22 protein-coding genes and 1 riboswitch are annotated in these 20,664 nt (G+C 48.7%); of the genes, 2 read left to right on the top strand and 20 right to left on the bottom strand.

Annotation, left to right across the window (positions count from 1 at the left end):
* Window positions 1-14 precede the first annotated feature (14 nt).
* The 10 genes from purH to LX24_RS06145 all read right to left on the bottom strand — a co-directional run bounded on the left by purH (window position 15) and on the right by LX24_RS06145 (window position 10,965).
* Window positions 15-1,556, bottom strand: a complete 1,542-nt coding sequence (gene purH / locus LX24_RS06100) for a bifunctional phosphoribosylaminoimidazolecarboxamide formyltransferase/IMP cyclohydrolase (RefSeq protein ID WP_166511249.1) — start codon at window positions 1,554-1,556, stop codon at window positions 15-17.
* 167 nt (window positions 1,557-1,723) lie between these two features.
* Window positions 1,724-2,335: a phosphoribosylglycinamide formyltransferase gene (purN, locus tag LX24_RS06105; RefSeq protein ID WP_166511250.1), complete on the bottom strand. Its 612-nt coding sequence runs from the start codon at window positions 2,333-2,335 to the stop codon at window positions 1,724-1,726.
* A 129-nt stretch (window positions 2,336-2,464) separates the two neighbouring features.
* Window positions 2,465-3,511, bottom strand: coding sequence for a phosphoribosylformylglycinamidine cyclo-ligase (gene purM / locus LX24_RS06110; protein ID WP_166511251.1), 1,047 nt, complete (start codon window positions 3,509-3,511; stop codon window positions 2,465-2,467).
* A gap of 72 nt (window positions 3,512-3,583) precedes the next feature.
* On the bottom strand, window positions 3,584-5,020 hold the full coding sequence (purF, locus tag LX24_RS06115; protein ID WP_166511252.1) for an amidophosphoribosyltransferase: 1,437 nt from the start codon (window positions 5,018-5,020) through the stop codon (window positions 3,584-3,586).
* Between the two features lie 37 nt (window positions 5,021-5,057).
* The gene (purC, locus tag LX24_RS06120; protein WP_166511253.1) at window positions 5,058-5,762 is read right to left on the bottom strand and encodes a phosphoribosylaminoimidazolesuccinocarboxamide synthase; all 705 of its coding nucleotides are present in this window, start codon (window positions 5,760-5,762) and stop codon (window positions 5,058-5,060) included.
* A gap of 65 nt (window positions 5,763-5,827) precedes the next feature.
* Window positions 5,828-7,123, bottom strand: coding sequence for an adenylosuccinate lyase (gene purB, locus LX24_RS06125; RefSeq protein ID WP_166511254.1), 1,296 nt, complete (start codon window positions 7,121-7,123; stop codon window positions 5,828-5,830).
* Window positions 7,120-7,653: a 5-(carboxyamino)imidazole ribonucleotide mutase gene (gene purE / locus LX24_RS06130; RefSeq protein ID WP_166511255.1), complete on the bottom strand. Its 534-nt coding sequence runs from the start codon at window positions 7,651-7,653 to the stop codon at window positions 7,120-7,122. The genes purB and purE overlap by 4 nt, the downstream gene beginning before the upstream one ends.
* Window positions 7,654-7,767: 114 nt before the next feature.
* Window positions 7,768-7,885: riboswitch (guanidine-I (ykkC/yxkD leader) on the bottom strand.
* A 152-nt stretch (window positions 7,886-8,037) separates the two neighbouring features.
* A complete protein-coding gene (gene guaA, locus LX24_RS06135; RefSeq protein WP_166511256.1) occupies window positions 8,038-9,579 on the bottom strand; it encodes a glutamine-hydrolyzing GMP synthase in 1,542 nt (513 codons plus the stop codon).
* Window positions 9,580-9,655: 76 nt separating this feature from the next.
* Complete coding sequence (hpt, locus tag LX24_RS06140) at window positions 9,656-10,192, bottom strand: hypoxanthine phosphoribosyltransferase (protein ID WP_166511257.1); 537 nt, start codon at window positions 10,190-10,192, stop codon at window positions 9,656-9,658.
* A gap of 77 nt (window positions 10,193-10,269) precedes the next feature.
* Window positions 10,270-10,965, bottom strand: a complete 696-nt coding sequence (locus tag LX24_RS06145) for a hypothetical protein (RefSeq protein ID WP_166511258.1) — start codon at window positions 10,963-10,965, stop codon at window positions 10,270-10,272.
* A gap of 154 nt (window positions 10,966-11,119) precedes the next feature.
* On the opposite strand from LX24_RS06145, the gene LX24_RS06150 reads away from it, so the two are divergent.
* Together LX24_RS06150 and LX24_RS06155 are read left to right on the top strand one after the other, a co-directional pair.
* Window positions 11,120-11,437 (top strand): nucleotide pyrophosphohydrolase, encoded by a 318-nt coding sequence (locus LX24_RS06150; RefSeq protein ID WP_166511259.1) that lies wholly within the window; start codon window positions 11,120-11,122, stop codon window positions 11,435-11,437.
* A 16-nt stretch (window positions 11,438-11,453) separates the two neighbouring features.
* A complete protein-coding gene (locus tag LX24_RS06155; RefSeq protein WP_166511260.1) occupies window positions 11,454-12,764 on the top strand; it encodes a DUF1015 domain-containing protein in 1,311 nt (436 codons plus the stop codon).
* Between the two features lie 160 nt (window positions 12,765-12,924).
* Here the strand turns inward: LX24_RS06155 and fliY are convergent, their stop codons facing one another.
* Genes fliY through LX24_RS06205 form a run of 10 tightly spaced genes read right to left on the bottom strand, consistent with a single transcriptional unit; the run spans window position 12,925 to window position 20,661 of the window.
* Window positions 12,925-14,343, bottom strand: a complete 1,419-nt coding sequence (gene fliY / locus LX24_RS06160) for a flagellar motor switch phosphatase FliY (RefSeq protein WP_243131638.1) — start codon at window positions 14,341-14,343, stop codon at window positions 12,925-12,927.
* Window positions 14,336-15,328, bottom strand: a complete 993-nt coding sequence (gene fliM, locus LX24_RS06165; RefSeq protein ID WP_166511261.1) for a flagellar motor switch protein FliM — start codon at window positions 15,326-15,328, stop codon at window positions 14,336-14,338. The genes fliY and fliM overlap by 8 nt, the downstream gene beginning before the upstream one ends.
* A 16-nt stretch (window positions 15,329-15,344) precedes the next feature.
* A complete protein-coding gene (locus LX24_RS06170) occupies window positions 15,345-15,710 on the bottom strand; it encodes a response regulator (RefSeq protein ID WP_166511262.1) in 366 nt (121 codons plus the stop codon).
* A 20-nt stretch (window positions 15,711-15,730) separates the two neighbouring features.
* Complete coding sequence (locus tag LX24_RS06175) at window positions 15,731-16,351, bottom strand: chemotaxis protein CheC (protein ID WP_166511263.1); 621 nt, start codon at window positions 16,349-16,351, stop codon at window positions 15,731-15,733.
* Window positions 16,352-16,380: 29 nt separating this feature from the next.
* On the bottom strand, window positions 16,381-17,151 hold the full coding sequence (locus LX24_RS06180; protein WP_166511264.1) for a CheR family methyltransferase: 771 nt from the start codon (window positions 17,149-17,151) through the stop codon (window positions 16,381-16,383).
* Window positions 17,152-17,652: a chemotaxis protein CheD gene (locus tag LX24_RS06185; RefSeq protein ID WP_166511265.1), complete on the bottom strand. Its 501-nt coding sequence runs from the start codon at window positions 17,650-17,652 to the stop codon at window positions 17,152-17,154.
* Between the two features lie 18 nt (window positions 17,653-17,670).
* Window positions 17,671-18,429: a flagellar hook-basal body protein gene (locus tag LX24_RS06190; protein ID WP_166511266.1), complete on the bottom strand. Its 759-nt coding sequence runs from the start codon at window positions 18,427-18,429 to the stop codon at window positions 17,671-17,673.
* A gap of 25 nt (window positions 18,430-18,454) precedes the next feature.
* Window positions 18,455-19,243, bottom strand: a complete 789-nt coding sequence (locus tag LX24_RS06195; protein WP_166511267.1) for a flagellar hook-basal body protein — start codon at window positions 19,241-19,243, stop codon at window positions 18,455-18,457.
* Complete coding sequence (locus LX24_RS06200) at window positions 19,244-19,996, bottom strand: sigma-70 family RNA polymerase sigma factor (protein WP_166511268.1); 753 nt, start codon at window positions 19,994-19,996, stop codon at window positions 19,244-19,246. It lies immediately after the preceding gene.
* A gap of 14 nt (window positions 19,997-20,010) precedes the next feature.
* A complete protein-coding gene (locus LX24_RS06205; RefSeq protein ID WP_166511269.1) occupies window positions 20,011-20,661 on the bottom strand; it encodes a flagellar brake protein in 651 nt (216 codons plus the stop codon).
* Window positions 20,662-20,664 lie beyond the last annotated feature (3 nt).

The raw sequence follows: 20,664 nt of genomic DNA on the forward strand, positions 1-20,664 counted from the left end.
TAACGGGCACCGGTTTAGTGCCGGAAATGACGCATACCCGTAAATACCATGGCTATATCGTGCTCATCGGCTACGGCAACGGACTCGGCATCGCGCACTGAGCCGCCGGGTTGAATAACCGCAGCAATACCTGCTGCCACAGCTTCCTCCAGGGTATCCGAAAACGGGAAAAAGGCATCCGAAGCCAGCACTGCCCCCCGGGCCGCGTCACCGGCTTGTCCCAGTGCAATACGGGCCGAAGTGACCCGGTTCATCTGCCCGGCCCCTACGCCCAGCACCTTCTTATCCTTAACCACCACAATGGCGTTGGATTTAACGTGTTTAACCACAGCCATGGCAAAAAGCAAATCGTCCATTTCGGCCTCGGAAGGGGCACGCTTGGTAACAACTTTAATTTTTTCGGTATCCACCACACCCCGGTCAAAGTCCTGCACCAGCAGGCCCCCGTTAACTTTGCGCACATCAAAACGGTCGGTTGTGGGACCGGCAAGCGGCCCGGTTTTTAAAATGCGCAGGTTTTCCTTTTCTTTTAACACAGCCAGGGCCTCATCATCATAATCCGGCGCAATAACCGCCTCCAGGAATATTTTATTCATTTCCCGGGCCGTATCCACATCCACCGGGGCGTTAAAGGCCACGATACCGCCGAATGCCGACACGGGATCTCCATCGTAAGCCATCCTGTAAGCATCAACCAGATTACCGGCACTGGCAACGCCGCACGGGTTATTGTGCTTGACTATTACAGCCGTTGTGCCGCTGAATTCCTTCACCGCCTCAAAGGCAGCATTGATATCCAGTATATTGTTGTAGGAAAGTTCTTTACCATGTAGTTGTACAGCGTTGGCCACGCAGGCCCCGGTTACCGATGAATCACGGTAAAAGGCCGCCTGCTGGTGGGGATTTTCGCCGTAGCGCAGTGTTTGCACCAGTTCATATTTTTTCTCCCATACGGCGGGGAAGTCACCGGCCGGCTGGTCGAGACCGGCCAGGTAAGCCGAAATGGCGGTATCGTAGGATGCGGTATGGGCAAAGGCCTCCTTGGCCAGTTCCAGGCGAAACTGTTCATCAATGGTGCCCTTTTGTACGGCTGCCAGCACCTCGGGATAGCGCTGCGGGCTTACCACCACCAGCACATACCGGTAGTTTTTGGCCGCCGCGCGCACCATGGTGGGCCCACCGATATCAATATTTTCAATGGCCTCTTCCAATGTGACCCCGGGCTTGGCCACCGTTTCTTTAAATGGATAAAGGTTTACCACCACAAGATCAATGGGTGTAATATCCTGTTCCTGTAATTGTTTTAAATGCGACTCAGTGCGCATGGCTAAAATTCCCCCGTGCACATTGGGATGCAGGGTTTTCACCCGCCCGTCCAGTATTTCCGGAAAGCCGGTAACTTCAGTTATGTAAGTGACGGGTATACCGGCCCCGCGCAGCGCCTTGGCGGTACCGCCGGTGGAAACTATCTCCACTCCGGCCTGCACCAGACCCCGGGCGAATTCCTCCAGCCCGGACTTATCCGATACGCTAATCAGCGCACGATTTATTGTCATTTTGCAAACCTCCTCATAATACAGTACACCAATGATTATAAGCAAGGTGACGGTTCTCCTGCTGCCTTTTGTGGGAGCTTGTGGTAGCATGTGTGCGATTAACCTGCTTCCTTGGCTGAATAAAAATTTTTGGAGCCGTTTTCCCACCGCTTCCCCACACTTTCGTGTTACTTCAGTATGCGCACTTTTCTTCCCTCTACCACCAGCTTGCCAGTGCAGTAGAGGTTAATTGCTTCGGGGTAAATCCGGTGTTCCTGCTCCAGGATGCGCGCTGCCAGGGTATCTGCGGTATCGTCATCGTGGACCGGCACCACGGCCTGCAGTATAATGGGTCCTGTATCCATACCTTCGTCCACGAAGTGTACAGTGCAGCCGCTGTATTTAACCCCGTAGCGCCAGGCTTGCTCCTGCCCGTGCAGCCCCGGAAAGGCGGGTAATAGAGCAGGATGGATATTCATTACCCGCCCGGGAAATGCCTCCAGCAGTGTCTTTCCTACCAAACGCATGTATCCGGCCAGGCACACCAGGTGCACATTATGTTCTTTTAGAATGTCAACAATATATTTCTCATACTCCGCCTTGTCCGGGTAGTCACCGGTGTTTACCGCCACCGCGGCAATACCGGCCTGCCGGGCCCTTTCAAGGGCATAGGCATCCTTGTTATTGCTGATCACCACCGCCACCCGGGCCGGTATGCGACCTGCCGCACAAGCATCCATTATGGATTGCAAGTTGGAACCCCGCCCCGAGGCAAGTACACCGATATTTTTTTTCTCCATAAATCTCCCTCACAAAAAACATCTGAATACCGAAAACAATTTACATCTGCGACCGTAATAAGCGGATTATTTATAGTTTTCCGTTCCCGGCGTTAAACACCCCAAACTTTTAACTGGCGAATTGCTGCTTTAAGTAAGATGCACCCGGCCATCACCCGGGATAACCTCGCCGATCACCCGGGCATCCTCGCCGCGGGATTTAAGGTCGGCAACCACATCTCCGGCCCGGGCGGCAGGTACCACCAGCACCATACCAAGGCCCATATTAAATACCCTGTACATTTCACCGCTATCCACCGGCCCTTCTTGGGCAATAACCTTGAATACGGCCGGCACTTCCCAGGTACCGGTATCTATTTGCACCGCCGTCCCACCGGGCAGTATACGAGGTATGTTTTCCACCAGACCGCCCCCGGTGATATGGGCCAGCCCTTTTATTTCAAACTTATTCAGTAGCGGTAGCACGGCTGAAACATATATCCTGGTTGGGCGCAGCATTTCTTCGCCCACGGAACAACCCAGTAAAGGGTGCACCTGGTCCACTTGATACCCGGCCTTATCCAGCAACACGCGTCTAGCCAGTGAATAACCATTGCTGTGCAAACCCGAGGCAGGCAAGCCCACCAGTACATCCCCAGGCGCAATGGTGCTGCCGTCGATAATTTTGTTTTTGTCCACCACACCCACCGCAAAGCCGGCAATGTCATATTCTCCAGCCCCGTAAAAATCAGGCATTTCAGCAGTTTCCCCGCCAATCAGGGCACAGCCCGATTGGCGGCAGCCTTCGGCCACCCCGGATACGATATCCGCCACCTGCTCGGGCTTCAGCTTGCCCACGGCCAGGTAATCCAGGAAAAATAGCGGCTGGGCACCAAGGGTAAGGATATCGTTGACGCACATGGCCACGGCATCAATACCAATGGTGTTATGTATACCGGTCAAAAAAGCCACCCGCAGCTTGGTACCCACTCCGTCGGTACCGGATACCAGCACGGGCTCGCGGTATTTGGTGGTATCCAGGGCAAACAGCCCGCCAAAACCCCCGATACCCGTGAGCACTTCGGGGCGCCAGGTGCTTTGCACCGATTTTTTCATCAAAGCTACGGCCCGGTTACCGGCATCAATATCGACACCCGCATCCGCATAAGTAATTGTTTTTTGTTTCTGTTCCAACACGCGTTCCCCGTCCTTAAATTTTCATCTATTTTAGGAAGCAAGGGAACCGTCCCCTTGCTTCCCCTTGCTTCCTTATTCCAGGCTGTATTTGCCGGCTTCCTGGGGTTTAACCACCTCCACCGGATACTTGCCGTCAAAACAGGCGGTACAAAAGGCATCCCGGGAATTACCGAATATGTTCAGCAGTCCCTCCAGGGAAAGATAATGTAAACTGTCCGCACCAATGGAACGGCAAATTTCCTCGGTAGACATCTGGGCGGCAATCAATTCCTGCTCGTTGGAGGTGTCAATACCATAATAGCATGACCGGGTAATGGGAGGTGAACTGAGGCACATATGTACCTCACGCACTCCGCAGTCCCGCAGCATAGCCACAATTTTACTGCTGGTGGTACCCCGCACAATGGAATCATCCACCATCACCACCCGTTTGCCGGCCAGTACCTCCCGCACAGGGCTGAGTTTTATGCGCACCGCCAGATCCCGCATGTCCTGGGTAGGCTGAATAAAAGTACGTCCGATATAACGATTTTTCATCAACCCTTCTTCAAAGGGAATGCCGGCCACTTCGGCAAAACCCCGGGCCGCCGCAGTCCCCGAGTCGGGCACGGGGATGACCAGATCGGCATCCACCGGGTATTCCTTGGCCAGCACACGGCCCATGGCCCGGCGCATCTGGTTGACGTTAAAGCCGTCAATAGTGCTGTCGGGACGGGCAAAATAAATGTACTCAAAAATACAATGGGATCGCCGGCGCGGCTGCAGTACCTGGTAAGATTCCAGCCCGTTTTTGCCAATAATCACGATTTCTCCCGGCTGCACATCCCGGAGCAGACCGGCACCCACTGTGCCCAGGGCTGCGGATTCCGAAGCCACCACAAAACCGTTATCAAGGGTACCCAGACAAAGGGGCCTGAACCCGTTGGGATCACGCATGGCAATAAGCTTATCCACAGTGAGTATTACCAGCGAATAAGCGCCCTTAATGTCAATCATACATTTAGCCAGGGCGTCCTTTAAATCACCCCGGTCCGAGCGGGCAATAATGTTTACAATTACCTCACTATCCGTGGAGGATTGAAAAACCGCACCGCCGGCCATTAACTGAGAACGCAATTCCGTTACATTGGTCAGATTGCCGTTATGCGCCAGGGCGATCATGCCTCCGGCATAGCGAAACAACAGTGGCTGGGCATTTATAGCATGGCTGGCACCGGTGGTGGAATACCGTACATGACCGATGGCCATATCACCTTTTAAATAACTTAATTGATCGCCGGAAAACACCTCGGGCACCAACCCCATACCCTTGTGCAGCTGTAACCTTTTCCCGTTGGCGACAGCTATACCTGCGCTTTCCTGACCACGGTGCTGCAGGGCATAGAGACCGTAATAGGTCAACCTGGCCACATCGCGCCCCGGAGCGAAAATTCCAAAAACACCGCACTCTTCCCTGGGTTTGTCGGGTAAAATCATATTACTTGGCAATCCGGGCCGAAAACTTACCATTTTATCTCCCCCAGATTAAAATATTTAATAGTAATTATCACCTGGTTAAACGCCGGTACACTTCCTGATAGGCTTCCTCCACGTTGCCCAGATCCCGGCGAAAACGATCCTTATCCAGCTTTTCCCGGGTATGTTTGTCCCAGAAACGGCACGTGTCAGGAGATATTTCGTCACCCAGCAGCAGCTCATCTTTATGCAGCCCGAATTCCAATTTAAAATCAACCAGCTCAATGTCCCGCCCGGCCAAATGAGAACGCAACACTTCATTAACCTTTAAAGCAATTTCCCTGATCCTGGCCATCTGTTCAGGGGTGGCCAGGTTGATGGCCTGAATATGGTCGTCATTAATCAGCGGGTCGCCCAATTCATCACTCTTATAGTAATACTCCACCACTGTGCTTTGCAAAGGGGTGCCTTCTTCCAAACCCAAACGTTTGGCCAGACTTCCGGCGGCGATATTGCGTACCACCACCTCCACCAGTATGATTTTAAGGGCTTTAACGATCATTTCCCGGTCGGATTTTTCCTCGACAAAATGAGAATCAATGCCGTTTTTGGCCAGCATACGGAAAAAATACGCCGAAATACGGTTATTCAGTGACCCCTTGTTGGTAATAGTACCCTTTTTCAGGCCGTTAAAGGCGGTGGCATCGTCCTTGTACTCCACCCAGTAATAGTCGGGGTTGTCCGTTCGGTAAACTCTTTTCGCCTTACCTTCGTAAAGCTGTTCCAGTTTTTCCATTAAATTATGCCTCCATATCAAATATTCACATCATTATTTCGGGAACATATGTTAACAGGCAAATTCTACAGGCCAAACCGCTTGTAAATTTCGTCCACGTGCTTCAGGTGATAATTATAATCAAATATTTCGTTGATTTCTTCCACAGATAAAATTGCGGCCACTTCCGCATCGCCCAGCAGCAGCTTGCGGAAATCCTCCCCCGTCCGCCAGCATTGCATGGCGTTGCGCTGCACCAGCTCGTAAGCCTTCTCCCGGGTTAAACCATGGTTTTCCACCAGGGCCAGCAGCACCCGCTGTGAAAAAATCAGCCCGTGTGTTTTTTCTATATTCTTTTTCATATTTTCGGGGTAAACCAGCAGGTTTTTCATAATATTGCTAAACTTATATAGCATATAATCAAGGGTGATGGTGCTGTCGGGTATAATCACCCTTTCCACCGAAGAGTGGGAAATGTCCCTTTCATGCCACAGGGCCACGTTTTCCATAGCCACCAGGGCATTGCCCCTTAATAGCCTGGCCTGGCCGCTGATGCGTTCCACTGTTATGGGGTTGCGCTTGTGGGGCATGGCCGATGAACCCTTCTGGCCCTTTTTGAAATATTCTTCGGCTTCTAAAATATCGGTACGCTGGAGGTTTCTGATTTCAGTGGCAAACTTGTCCAGCGAACTGCCAATCACAGCCAGGGTGGTTAAAAATTCAGCATGCCTGTCCCGCTGCAACACCTGGGTGGAAACCCGGGCCGGCTTCAAACCGAGCCGGGCACATACGTGCCGTTCCACCGCCGGGTCAATGTTGGCGTAGGTGCCCACGGCACCGGATATTTTGCCTGCACTGATGGTGGCGATGGCATTTTCCATACGTTTGATGTTACGCTCGGTTTCCGCCACCCATAGCAGCATTTTTAAACCAAATGTGGTTGGTTCGGCGTGAATGCCGTGGGTACGACCGATCATAATGGTATAGCGATGCTCTTTGGCCTTTTCCAACAATACGTCACGCAGTTCATGGAGACGTTTGAGAATCAGTTCCCCCGCTTCCTTAATCTGCAGGGCAAGGGCGGTATCCAGCACGTCCGAAGAGGTCATGCCCAGGTGAATGTATTTGGAGGCATCCCCAACATGCTCTGCAACACAGGTAAGAAAAGCAATTACATCATGATTGGTAACTTCTTCTATTTCATCAATGCGCTCCACGGTGAAATTGGCTTTTTCTTTAATTTCCTGCAAAGCTTCGGCGGGCACTACACCCATTTCGGCCAGTGCTTCACAGGCGCAAATCTCCACCTCGAGCCACTTGCGGTACTTGTTTTCCTGGGACCAGATGGCCTTCATTTCCGGTAATGTATAGCGATCAATCAAGCTTTGCTTCCTCCCTTTGTTTTTAAATACTCATCTATGCCCAATTCCTGCAAACGGGCTGATTTTTCCCCCACCTGCCGGGCCATTTTTTCTTTATAAGCAATTATTTTCTCCCGTACTTCGGGGCTGCCTGTACCAACAATCTGAGCAGCCAGAATACCCGCGTTTTTGGCCCCGTTTATGGCCACTGTAGCCACCGGTATACCCGAGGGCATCTGCACTGTGGCGTACAGGGCATCCACGCCGTTTAAGGCACCGGAAGCTATGGGCACACCAATGACGGGCAAGGCCGTGTGGCCGGCAATGACGCCCGCCAGGTGAGCCGCGCCGCCTGCCCCTGCAATGATGGCCACCAAACCCCGTCCGGCAGCCCGGCGGGCGTAATCGGCTGTTTTTTCCGGCGCCCTGTGGGCAGAGGATATTATTATTTCCCAGGGAACTCCAAGCTCGTCCAGTATATCCGCCGCTCCGCGCATTACCGGTAAATCGGAATCACTGCCCATTACTATACCTACCAATGGCTTATCCATTTCACGCCTCCTCCCGGGATGTGATTATAATACTATTAGAGTATGTATCTCTAAGTTTAAGATTATATGCGGTAATAAAAAAGCCAGACAGGTAGGTTCAAAGAGTGAAACCTACCCGCCTGGGCTTTTATCCCGACCGGTGTAGCCGCATGCGGTAATATGCCCGCAGCTGCCTGTACCGCTTGGACCAAACCACCGCCGGGGGCGGTGTGGAACCCTAGGTACACTTTCTCTCATGGGAAATATTTATTTAAAATAGCTTCCCAAGTTAATATTAACCTATGGATATTCGGACAGTCAAGCATAACCGGGCAAAATATAAATACTGATAAGAGCCAGCGGCACCAAAGGTTATTAGGAATAACAGTCCAATATGGATTTCCCTTACTCCCACTCAATGGTAGCCGGGGGCTTGGAGGTGATATCGTATACCACCCGGTTAACCCCTTCCACCTCATTGACTATGCGGCTGGAGATACGCTCCAGTACGTCATAGGGTATTCTGGCCCAATCGGCGGTCATACCGTCGTGGGAATGGACGGCCCTGATAGCCACAGTGTGGGCATAAGTACGCTCGTCACCCATGACCCCGACACTGCGCAAATTGGGCAGCATGGCAAAGTACTGCCAAATCTCCCGGTCCAAACCGGCCCGGGCGATTTCACCGGTTACTATGGCATCGGCCTCCTGGAGCAGGGCTATTTTTTCAGGTGTAACTTCACCCAATATGCGCACCGCCAGGCCGGGACCGGGGAAAGGCTGGCGCCAGACTATTTCGGGGGGCATACCTAACTTTTCCCCCACCTGGCGCACTTCGTCCTTAAAGAGCCAGCGCAGCGGCTCAATCAGGGACAATTTCATATCCTCGGGCAAACCACCCACATTATGGTGTGATTTAATCACCGCCGCCGTGGCCGTGCCGCTTTCCACCACATCGGGATACAAAGTACCCTGCACTAAAAAGTCTATCTCGCCCACTTTGGCGGCCTCTTCTTCAAATACCCGGATAAACTCTTCACCAATTATTTTACGCTTGCGTTCCGGGTCGGTAACTCCCTGCAGTTTATTTAAAAACCGCTCTGAAGCATCTACATATACAAGGTTGATATTAAAGCCGTCCCGGAAGAATTTCTGCACCGCCTCGGCTTCCCCCTTACGTAAAAGGCCGTGGTTGACAAACACGCAAGTCAGCTTATCCCCAATGGCCCGGTGCACCAGAACGGCGGATACCGACGAGTCCACACCGCCGCTTAAAGCGCAAAGCACGTGCTTGTCGCCTACTTGTTCCCTGATTTCCGCCACAGTATGCTCTATAAAGGAACCCATCGTCCAGTTTCCGGTACAACCGCAAATATCATACAGGAAATAGTGCAGTATATCCTGCCCTTTGGGGGTATGCACCACCTCGGGATGAAACTGCACTGCATACAAACCCCGCTCCGCATCCGCCATGGCCGCCACCGGAGCCTGCTCGGTGCGAGCCAAAATATTAAATCCCGGCGGTGGTGCCTCCACCAGGTCACCATGACTCATCCAGCACTGTTCCCTCTCACCCATGCAGCACAGCAAACCTTCCCGGGACATGACCTCAAGATCAGTTTTACCATACTCGTGCCGGGTGGCCCGGCTTACAGTACCACCTAATTGGAGGGACATCAACTGCATGCCATAGCAAATGCCCAGTATAGGTATGTTTAAATTATATATTTCCTTGTCCACCACCGGGGCACCTTGCTGGTATACGCTGGAAGGTCCCCCGGAAAATATAATGCCCCGCGGTTTTTTGGCTTGAATTTCAGCCAGCGGGGTGTTAAAGGGCAGCATTTCACAAAAAACACGACCTTCACGAACGCGACGGGCAATCAATTGGCTGTACTGCCCACCAAAATCCAGTACCACGACCATCTCCCGTTCGGGTATAGACATCTTTTATTTCCTCCCATATAAACTATTTGCATTTAGACAGTCATGCCGCCAACGCGGCACCGGCAGAGGATGAAAATTACTGGTAAATTTCCTTTTTCAATACAAAAATTTCAGGTAAGTGCCGGTATTTTTCATTATAATCAAGCCCGTAGCCCACCACGAATTCATCCGGTATGCTAAAACCGCTGTAATCCACAGGCACATTTACTTCCCGCCTGGAGGGCTTGTCCAGCAAGGTGCAAATACGCACGCTGGCCGGGTCTCGGGTTTTTAGAACATCCAACAGGTAGTTTAAAGTAAGGCCGGTGTCGACAATATCCTCGACAATGAGCACGTGACGGTTTTCAATACTTTTATCCAAATCCTTTAATATGCGCACCACGCCGGTTGATTTGCTGGACGCCCCGTAACTGGACACGGCCATAAAGTCAACCCGTACATCGATGTTCATGGCCCTAATCAAATCAGCCATGAACACCACGGCGCCTTTCAATATACCCACCATCAACAGTTCTTTGCCCGCATAGTCCCTGGAGATATTGTTCCCCAATTCTTGCACCTTTTTATCTATTTCCATCTTGGGAATCAACACTTTTTCCACATCCGGATGCAAAATAAATTCCCCCTGATATCAAAATCTGGGTTATTATAACAAAGCATTTCAAACATTGTCAATATACCGCGACTAAGCTACACATCGGGTGCGGTCACCTGTAGCTGTTTATTGAAATCCCACATTTTCATGTTGATTTCCAGTTTGTCCCTTTTGCCATGCTTGCCGGTGGCTTCAATGCGGGCTCTGCTAATCACCTGGTCACTCGGGTGCACCCAAATACAGTATTTAAAATCATCGTAACTTAATTCCATTAATGCATTCTGTACGATGGGTTTTAACTCCAGCACCCTGTACTTTACACCATCAATCTCTTCGGCCTTCAGTTCCTTAATGATGGGTACATCTTTAAAATTAAAATTACCCAGCGGGTTAAACTCGGTGACAAATAGCTCCGACTCGGCCATTTTGTTACCTTCCAGGAGAGTCCAGTTATCCGACCAGTACCCCTTGATAAATGTTTTTTCACCGGTATGAATAAATTCCACCGGCATATCCTGCATAGTTCCAGTGATGTGTACTCTATCCGGTGCCACCCGTACCCCCTGGACATCGGAAATCACCCTGTCTCCTATTTTAACCAGCATGCTGAAGCGCAGAGAGCCGGCATGCAAGGTTTTTTCCATGGCCGCAGCCAGTAATTCCTCGGGCGGCACACTGATTTTAGTATAATAAGCCCCGGCCCCACGGTAAATACCCAGCAAGACCAGCACGGCAACCACCAAACCCAGCAGTAACTTTTTATCCACTACCAGCCAGCGCGGCTCGGGCATAACAATTCACTCCTTTTATAATAGCAACGCATTCCTGTAAATTTATACGAAGTTTGCCTCGTAAATATTCCTTTTAACACCGGCTGTCCTGTTTTTTAAAGAATAATTGTGTTAAAATAGGAATGTTTTAATAAGCAAGAGGAGTGCTGGAAAGTTGGATATACAGGATATGCAAAGGGAAGTGGACGGTTGGATCGGTCAATTTGAAGAAGGATACTGGCCACCGCTGGCCATGCTGGCCCGCCTCACCGAGGAGGTGGGTGAGTTGGCCAGAGAAGTCAACCACCGGTTCGGCACCAAACCCAAAAAGCCGGATGAACCCGAGGGTGATCTGGCTATGGAATTGGCTGACATTTTATTCATTATTATCTGTTACGCCAACTCGCTGGGCATCAACCTTGACGAAGCATTTAAAAAAATGATGGAAAAATACAAAACCCGTGACTCCCATCGCTGGACCAGAAAAAAATAAAACAGGAGGGAATAATATGGCTACTGTCGTACCCCTGCGCGGACTACGCTACGATGAAAAAAAAGCCGGCAGCATTAAAGAATTGGTTACACCACCCTATGACGTAATCGACGCCGCCGCCCAGGAAAAATACTACCAGCTGAATCCCTATAATATTATCCGCCTGGAATATGGTAAAAGGAGTCCCTCAGATAACGATACAGACAACCGCTATACCCGGGCCGCAGAATTTTTCAGTCGCTGGCAGAGCGAAGGAATACTGAAACAAGAGGACGCCCCTGCCGTTTACTTCTACCAGCAGCAATTTAACATAGACAAACAAACACTGGTACGTACCGGTATCATTTGCGGTGTAAAGCTGGAGCCTTACGAAAACGGAGTAATTCTCCCCCACGAAGAAACCATGCCCAAGCACAAAGCTGACCGGTTGGCACTAATGCAGGCCTGTGGGGCCAACTTCAGCCCCATATTTGGTTTGTACAGCGACCCGCAGCGCAGCATTGACCAATTGTTACTGGACGCGGTGCAAGATTCCCCCGCCGCCGTCAGTTTTACCGATGAATTCGGCCACGGGCACCGGTTGTGGGTGATTACAGGTGACCAGCTGGTACGGCAAGTGCAGCAACTAATGCGGCAGCAGCGCATTTTTATTGCTGACGGGCATCACCGTTACGAAACTGCGTTGAACTACGCCCGGCAAAACCCCGGGAACCCGTCTGCCGGTTATGTAATGATGACTTTAGTCAACCTCTACGATCCCGGCCTTGTCATACTGCCCACCCACCGGCTGGTTGTACAGAGTAAGGTAGACAAGCAAAAACTACTGGCCGCATTACAGGAAGACTTTATCATTGAAAAAATAACCGCCACAGATGTTGATAAAGTCACGGAATTAATGGCTGATTTGGCGGGACTGCAGGAAAAGGGCGACACTGCACACCGGCAAGTATTCGGACTTTATTGGGGGGAAAACGTTTATTATGCAATAACGCTGAAGGATGATAGTATAATCGCGCGGAAAATGCCCGCTGAACGCTCAACTGCCTGGCGCAGACTGGATGTATCAGTTTTGCAAAAACTCATCCTGGAAAGCCGGCTTGGTATAGATGATGAGGCCCTGGCGGGTGGTGAAGCGGTTAAATACACCCGGGATGCCCGGGAGGCTGTACAGGCAGTGGATGAGGGTCGCTGCCGGATGGCATTTTTAATGAATCCCACCCTTATCGGCGAAGTAACCGAAATTGCCGCCAACGGAGAAAAAATGCCGCAAAAATCCACTTTCTTTTTTCCCAAGTTAATCACCGGGCTGGTTGTTAACAAGTTTTAAAGCATAAATCTTGCACATAAAAAAGGGGGTACGGGTGGCCATGCCCTTCTCCCCCTTTTTTTAAAAAAACTGTTCAAAAATCCGCGTGAGAGCTACTTATAACCTCCAAACAGGCTTGCTTTTACGGTATTCACGTAAGTCCGGGTGTTCTATACCGGTATTATCTCAAGCTGTTTATCCTATCCCTGGTGGAAATGATACTGGTGATTTTAACACCAAAGTTTTCATTAACCACCACCACTTCCCCTTTGGCCACCAGTTTACCGTTTATTAATATATCCACCGGTTCATCAACCAGTGTTTCCAATTCCACTATGGCCCCCGGAGTCATATGTAATACCTCTTTAATTTGCCTTTGGGTGCGCCCCAAAACCACCGAAACCTTTAAAGGAATATCCATTAACATATTCAGTTTTTCGGGGTCCACTTGCGGCAAAGCATCCTTATCATAACCTGAATTGGTTGACTGAGTCGCAACTTTTTCACGCCCTGCTAACGTTGTAAAATCATCACGTTGCTGTGCAGTGCGGTCTTGCACCTGTGCATTGTCGGGTTTTTCCATCACCCCTGGTTCAGGCACAGGTGTAGCAACTTCTTCTTCTGCCTCTACATCCATAACACCGAACTTTTCCAATAAAAGCCTGGTCTGTTCCCGGGCAGTATTAATATCCAATACTTGCATGATATTAGTATCCAGTAAGCCGTTTATCGTCATACGGAAATAACTTACCACTATGGGGTCTTCGAAGGGCAGGTTGATGCTGAATTTGCTTGTTTCCATCACGGTATCGGTTTCCGGTGGCAATATATTGATACTTCTGTCCAGCATATCAGCCAGCGCTGTCGAAGCGGAACCAATCATCTGGTTCATAGCCTCTGCAGCCGCACTGATTTCCAACTCCGATATTTCGTCTTGTAAATCCGTACCGTCTCTACCCATCATTAAATTTGCCATCACCATGGCATCCCGCATCTTAATAACCAGCACATTGTAACCACTGAGGCCCTCTTTAAAACGTACTCTGATAACCAGGTAGGGTACGTTGAACCCTTCAAAAAAATCCCTTTGGCGGGTAATAATAACCTTGGGGCTGGTTATCTGCACCCGTTTGTTTAACAACTGAGACAGCGTCGTAGCAGAGGAACCCATGGATATATTACCAATCTCGCCCAGGGCATCCTTTTCCTCCGGTGTTAATGCCGACTGTAAATCTTCATCCTCAGGTTCATCTATTTCATATTTTTCCCGTCCGTTACCTCCGCCGGTACCAAACAAGGTGTCAATTTCATCCTGGCTTAACCCCTGACCGGCGTCATCCCGGGCGGCACCCAGCATGGCATCTATTTCGGCCTGGTCTAACTCCTGACCGGCGTCATCCCGGGCGGCACCCAGCATGGCATCTATTTCGGCCTGGTCTAACTCCTGACCGGCGTCATCCCGGGCGGCACCCAGCATGGCATCTATTTCGGCCTGGCTTAACCCCTGACTGCCGTACTGCTCATTTTTATTACTATCTGAAGGTTTTATTAAGGCTTCTATTTCATCTTGCTGCAACAGTTTGTTTTCGCTATCACTCATCGCTATCTTTCCTTTCAACAAGTGAAACAATTTGAACGGCCAAATTGTCCCCCACTGAACCCACCTGGGCACCGAATTTTATGTCTTCCCCGACATAAATATCTAAATCGCTATCCACATTTTTGTCTAGAACTATTACATCCCCCACTTGAACTTGCAAAAAATCTTCCACGGTCACAGCTGTCTCCCCAATGACAGCGGTAATATCTACAGCACATTGCCCCAACCATTGGGCGATCAACTTATGGCTCTCCGCAAAATCAGCAGGGGTTTGCCTGATAAACTGCTGGTGAACCGAAAGCTTGGCGATAACCGGATCCAGCATTATGTACGGCAGACAAATATTAATCATACCCTGATCGTTTTCACCAATAATAACGGATAAAGTTATTAAAGCCACCACCTCGTTGGGTGCATACAGTTGCTGCAAGCGCGGGTTTGTCTCTATGGACCGGACTTCGGGTTTAATTTCATATACATCGTGCCAGGTGGGAATCAGGTATTCAAGGATACGGGCCATAAGTTTTTTGGTGACCTGTATCTCGATATCAGTCAATTCCCGGTTTAAATCACCGGTAGTGCCACTGCCACCGAAAACCATATCAATAACAGGAAAGATAAAACTGTTATTGGTTTCCATGATAGCTGAGCCATTTAGGGGTAAAAGATCAAAAACAGTTAGCACTGTAGGTGTGGGAATGGAACGAATAAACTCATCAAAAATAATCTGGCTTACCGAAGCCAGTTCAATATTAACATTAGACCTTAAATAACCGGATAAAAAACTGGATAAATGCCGGGCATAGTGCTGGTGCAGCATTTCCAGTGTTCTTAAATGTTCCTTGGAGAACTTATTGGGCCTGCGAAAATCATAGTTCCTAACCTTGGGTACGCTGCCCGCTTCCATTTCTTCCACCGGCAAATTACCCTGGGTCAAGGCTTCCAGCATGGCGTCAATTTCACTCTGGGATAGAACTTCCTGCATATTTCTCCCTCAATCTCTATCTATTCATAACCCTGTCTATAGCCTGTAGAATTCTGTCCTGTTTGAACGGTTTGACGATAAAATCCATGGCACCGGCCTGAATGGCCTCCATAACCATGGACTGCTGCCCCATGGCACTGCACATAATTATTTTGGCGTTGGGATCAATTTTTTTAATTGCTTTAACCCCTTCGATTCCGTCCATTTCAGGCATAGTAATATCCATGGTTACCAAATCGGGTTTATGCTCTGCGTATAGCTTTACAGCCTGGGCACCGTTTTCCGCCTCGGCTACCACTTCAAAGCCATTTTTAGTAACAATATTTTTGATCATCATACGCATAAATGTGGCATCATCCACTATTAGGATTCTCAAAGACATTAAATGTCCCTCCGTTCTGTTTAAGCTTCTATTCCCAGTGCAAGAAGCAGCTTTTCTATGGATTCGGGTTCGGACATCAAAAAAAAGTGCCCGCTTACCTTTTGATCATCCCTAAACAGCTGTGTTTCAATGGTTAAAATATTATCACCCTCCGATTGCCCGCATTCAATAACCAGAGATGTGAATACAGCGGCCAGCATGTCAAAGGCGAAAATAGGCGTGGACGGGTTAATTCGCAAACCAGTGAAATCAGTTATGGCAGATATAAAGGAACCGGTTAGTATATTACCAATCTCATTGATGGTAGAGGTAGCCAGCTCATCCAATTCGTTGGTGGTACCATCTGCAAATCCCATAAGCATATCTACCAGGCTATAAGTACTTTGCTCATTAAAAATATAGAAAACTATTCCTTTTATGTCACCCTCCAGCTGCAGGCTGACACAGGACACCAGTTCCTCATACCCGCCAATAATATCGATGACTTTATCAAATGCCACAAAACTGCTCTTTGGAACACCCATGCCAATCTTGCTGTCCAGCATTTCCGCCAACGCAGTTGCCGCGTGCCCAAGTCCGATATTGCTTATTTCCTGCAGCGCGTCCAATTGCATTTCGGACAGCCCACCGGTTTCTCTCATTATCTCAACCCTTTCCCTGCAACCAACTACTAGGTTATTTTTTTGTAAAAACACGGTGATAATTTTTCATAACCCAGTTCTTTATAGTTAAAAATCATCTCACTCCCGCCAATGAAAAGAACCCCTCCGGGATTAAGAGCACGATGGAACTTTTTGTATATTTCATCCTGGGCCTCCCTGGTGAAATAAATGGTCACATTGCGACACAGGATTAAGTCGTAAACACCTCTGTAGTCATTATCCAGCAAATTGTGATAACGAAAGGAAACCTGCCTTTTAATAACATCCTTCAAAGCATATAAATTACCCTGCGGGATAAAATAACGCTTTAATCTGTCCTGGCTGACGTTTTTCACGCTATCTTTGCTGTAATTGGCCTCCATCGCTTTTTTTAATATTTGCCGGTCGATATCGGTGGCCTCTATTTTGCTACGACCGGAAAGACCCATTTCTTCAAGGATTATAGCAACCGAGTATGGCTCCGAACCATTGGAGCAAGCCGCACTCCAGATTTTTACCTGGTTATGGCCGTTATACAAAGCGGGTAAATATTTTTTTTGCAAATCGTCGAATCGCAGGGGATCCCTGAAAAATTCGGACACATTAATGGTCAGGTAATCCAAAAATTTTTCGTAAGTTTCCCGTTCCTTAACCATTTGATTAAACAGTTCGCCGTAATTTTTTAGATTCAGTTTAACCAAATAGGAATCCAACCGGCGCTTCAATTGTTTTTCCTTGTAACTATTCAGGTCCAGGCGAAAAGCGGACATTACCCTGGCCTTAAAATCGTTAAATTCCATTTAAATCACCTTGATGCTCTTGCCTAAAGTTTTAACCTGCACTTCCCCGTTTTCCAGGTTCAAATACATAGTCCGCCCTTTGTTACCGCCCACATCCTCGCTGACTATATGTATGGACATCTGCTTTAATATTTTACGCGACATTTCAATATTCCTCTCACCAATATTAAATAATCGTTTTTTATCCACACCTGAAAACATCTGTGCACCACCCACCAGTTTGGCTTTCAACCTGCTTTGGCTGGCACCGTTTTTCACCAGGTCCAATACCATTAATGGTATGCCCAGGTCGGCGTATTTTTCCTTTTTGTTTATTTTGGAAAAATCCTTACTATTAGGGAGCATAATATGTAATAGTCCACCTATTTTAGTTACGGGATCCCACAGGGTTACCCCCACACAGGATCCCAAGCCAAGTGTTACAAGGCGCCCCGGACTTCTGGCCAATTTGTATTCCCCTATGCCAACATGGATATCTTCCTGTTTTTTTGCAAATTGCATTACATCACCCGCATCTGTTTACTTTTGCAAGTTATTGGCAATATTCCAAAGTTGATCTGCGGTTTGTATAATTTTACTGTTGAACTGGGTGGAACGCTGGGCCACGATTAAATTATTCATTTCCGTGACCAGATCAACATTGGATCCTTCCAGTTGACCCTGTATAATAACTCCAGCCTCTTCCTCCCCGGGCACCAGTAACAACTCTTCCCCTGCAGCGTCAGTGGCCTGGTATAGATTATCTCCCAACGGTTCAAGTTCGGTAGGATGTGTGAAAAAGGCCAGCTCAATTTGGCCTATCTCTACAGTATCGCCGTTCTCATCCTTACAGGATAGCATACCTTTCTCATTAATTTTAATATTACTGTAATTATCGGGCAGCGACTCCGCCAGTAATAAGTAGCCCTGTTTACTAATGACCCGGCCACCGGCGTCAACTTGAAAACTACCGTCCCTGGTATAACATACAGAACCATCCTCCCGGGTAAGCCTGAAAAAACCGTTCCCGTTAATGGCCAAATCCAGTTGGCGCCCGGTATAAACCATATTACCTTGACCAAAATGGCGATCCGTAAGGGCAATGACGTTGCCGCTTCCCCTGAGATCCCGCACCGTCCCATCATCATGCAAAGGATGACCGCTTAGAAAATCTATAAAACTAACCGACTGCCTTTTAAATCCCGGAGTGTTGGAATTAATAATATTATTACCAGTTACGTCCAACTTGCGCATTTGAGACAAAAAGCCCACTTTGTTATCGCCAATAATTTTTAGCATAGCTACCCTCCAAACCAGTTAAATATCATCTCAATACACCCACTTTGTTAATGGCCGTATCCAAAAAGCCATCCTGGGCCTGGATAATCCGCTGCCCTGTTTCATAAGCCCGGGTAGCAGCAATAATATCGGTTATTTCCTTTACTGCATCGACATTTGCCGCCTCCAGAAAGCCCTGTCTCAAACCGGGATTTTCCACAACCCGCGCCTCCTGTTCCGGAGCCTGGTACAAATTATTGCCTACACCCACCAACTCCAGCAGGTTATCAAATGTAACTATATTAAGCACTCCGGTTGTATCATCATTTTCCATTACGTTCCCATATTCATCAACCATTAAAGAGTTTACGTCGGTCACCTGAACGGGGCCGTTTTGTCCCATAACCCTAAACCCGTTATCGTTAACCAGATATCCCGCCTGGTCCAGGCTGAAGCTACCGTTGCGGGTGTAAAAAACTTCATCATCATTTGCAGGGTTGACCAGGGTGAAAAAACCGGGTCCCTGCAGTGCAAAATCAGTTTTCTTGCCGGTTTCCCGGGGGTCACCCGGAGCAAAGTCAGTGAATACCCGCTCTATTTGCGCCCCCTGGTTTGTGATACCCAGCGGTTTGTGCATGCTCAACCCCGTCAATGCATCAGTCAATGCATCACGCTGGCGGGAACTTAGCTGAACCAATTCCAGAAAAGGTTTGGCTTCCACCCAGTCTTTCTTGTATCCGGGCAAGTTAGCATTATTCAGGTTACCCGAAGCGGTATCAACTACGGCCATTTGCAAGTTCATACCCGAAACTGCGGAATATATGCCCCTGATCATTTACCTGGCTCCTTTCTCCTCACCGGTAAGTTTTGCTTTTAGCTTCCGTAACGCTTTGGAGTGCAGCTGGCAAACCCGCGATTCGGTCACCTCCAACACACTGCCTATTTCTTTTAAAGTTAGTTCCTCCTGGTAATAAAGGGCAAGCACCAACCGATCCCTTTCGGGCAGATCGCGAATTGCTTGAGCCAGTGTTTGCTTTTCATCCTGCAAAGCAATGATATCCAGTGGATCGGGACTATTCTCGTCTTTAATGGTGTCCGCCAGTACACCCTCTCCATCTGTACCAACACCGTCCTCAAGGGAAATAATAAAAGCACTGCTGTATTCGGCCGCCAACTGCCTCAGCCTGACGGCATCCACACCCATTTCCCCGGCTAATATTCTTTCATCGGGCATTTCTCCGTTTTGCCAGTAACGCTCCTTTAATTTGTTATATTGATGTAACTTCTGCCATTTACTCCGGGGCACCCAGCTTTGCTTCCTGATTTCATCCAGTATGGCACCGCGTATTCTGGTATATGCATAATTTTTAAACTCTGTGCCCATCTTGACATTAAACTTGTCAATGGCATCCAGTAACCCAATAACTCCGTATCCTTCCAGGTCCTCCCGGGTTATGCCCGGCGGCGCGTTTACCATCAACCGCCCGGCAAGGTATTTGACCAGCCCCAGGTGTTTGAGAACCAGTTCATCTTTCAGGGATTGATCCCCGGTTTTGCTATAGCGTGCCCAGATGTCAGCACTGCCCATATCATCACCCCGTTTTAACGCAGGCGTTTTTGCTGGGCCATTCTTTCAAAAATAAAGCGTACTATCATATCTTGCTGGTGAAAGCTAATATCTACAAATTTCACCCCCAGGTGGTAAATCAACCTTACCTGGTCAACCAACTGGTTGCGGATAACTATGGCCTCCAGTTTTACCAATTCCGGCTTGCCCCGGAAGGGCAAAATAAAATTTAACATTAACCTGGTGTTTTCCTTAATTTCCTCCCGCACGGCCAGCTTCATGCCACCACCACTTAAATCGACAACAGAAGCATCAATAAATTTGAGGGGTTTTTTATCATCTTGAAGCACCGCATATTTAACATCCAGCACCACAGGCAGCCGCACGTGCGATCTTTTTTGAATCCTTTCCACTTCCCTGGGATAAGCCAGTTGGTATAGATTTATATTATCTTTTGTTTCACCGATTACCGTGGTATTGAAATAATACGCGGCTCGTTCAGCGGCCAGCCGTACCTGCACCGTATCTCCCTTGCATAAAACCAGCGGGCGCTCCTGTAAATAAGGCCAGGATATACTGATCACATTTTGTTTTATATCCTGAATACTGGAATTAAACCATTCATTAGTGCCCGGTTTGAGCACCTGTATTTTTTGACGAACATGTATATCAAATTCTTCAGCCAAAAA

This window comes from Desulfallas thermosapovorans DSM 6562, from assembly GCF_008124625.1.
In the GTDB taxonomy this organism is placed as follows: Bacteria; Bacillota; Desulfotomaculia; order Desulfotomaculales; family Desulfallaceae; genus Sporotomaculum; species Sporotomaculum thermosapovorans.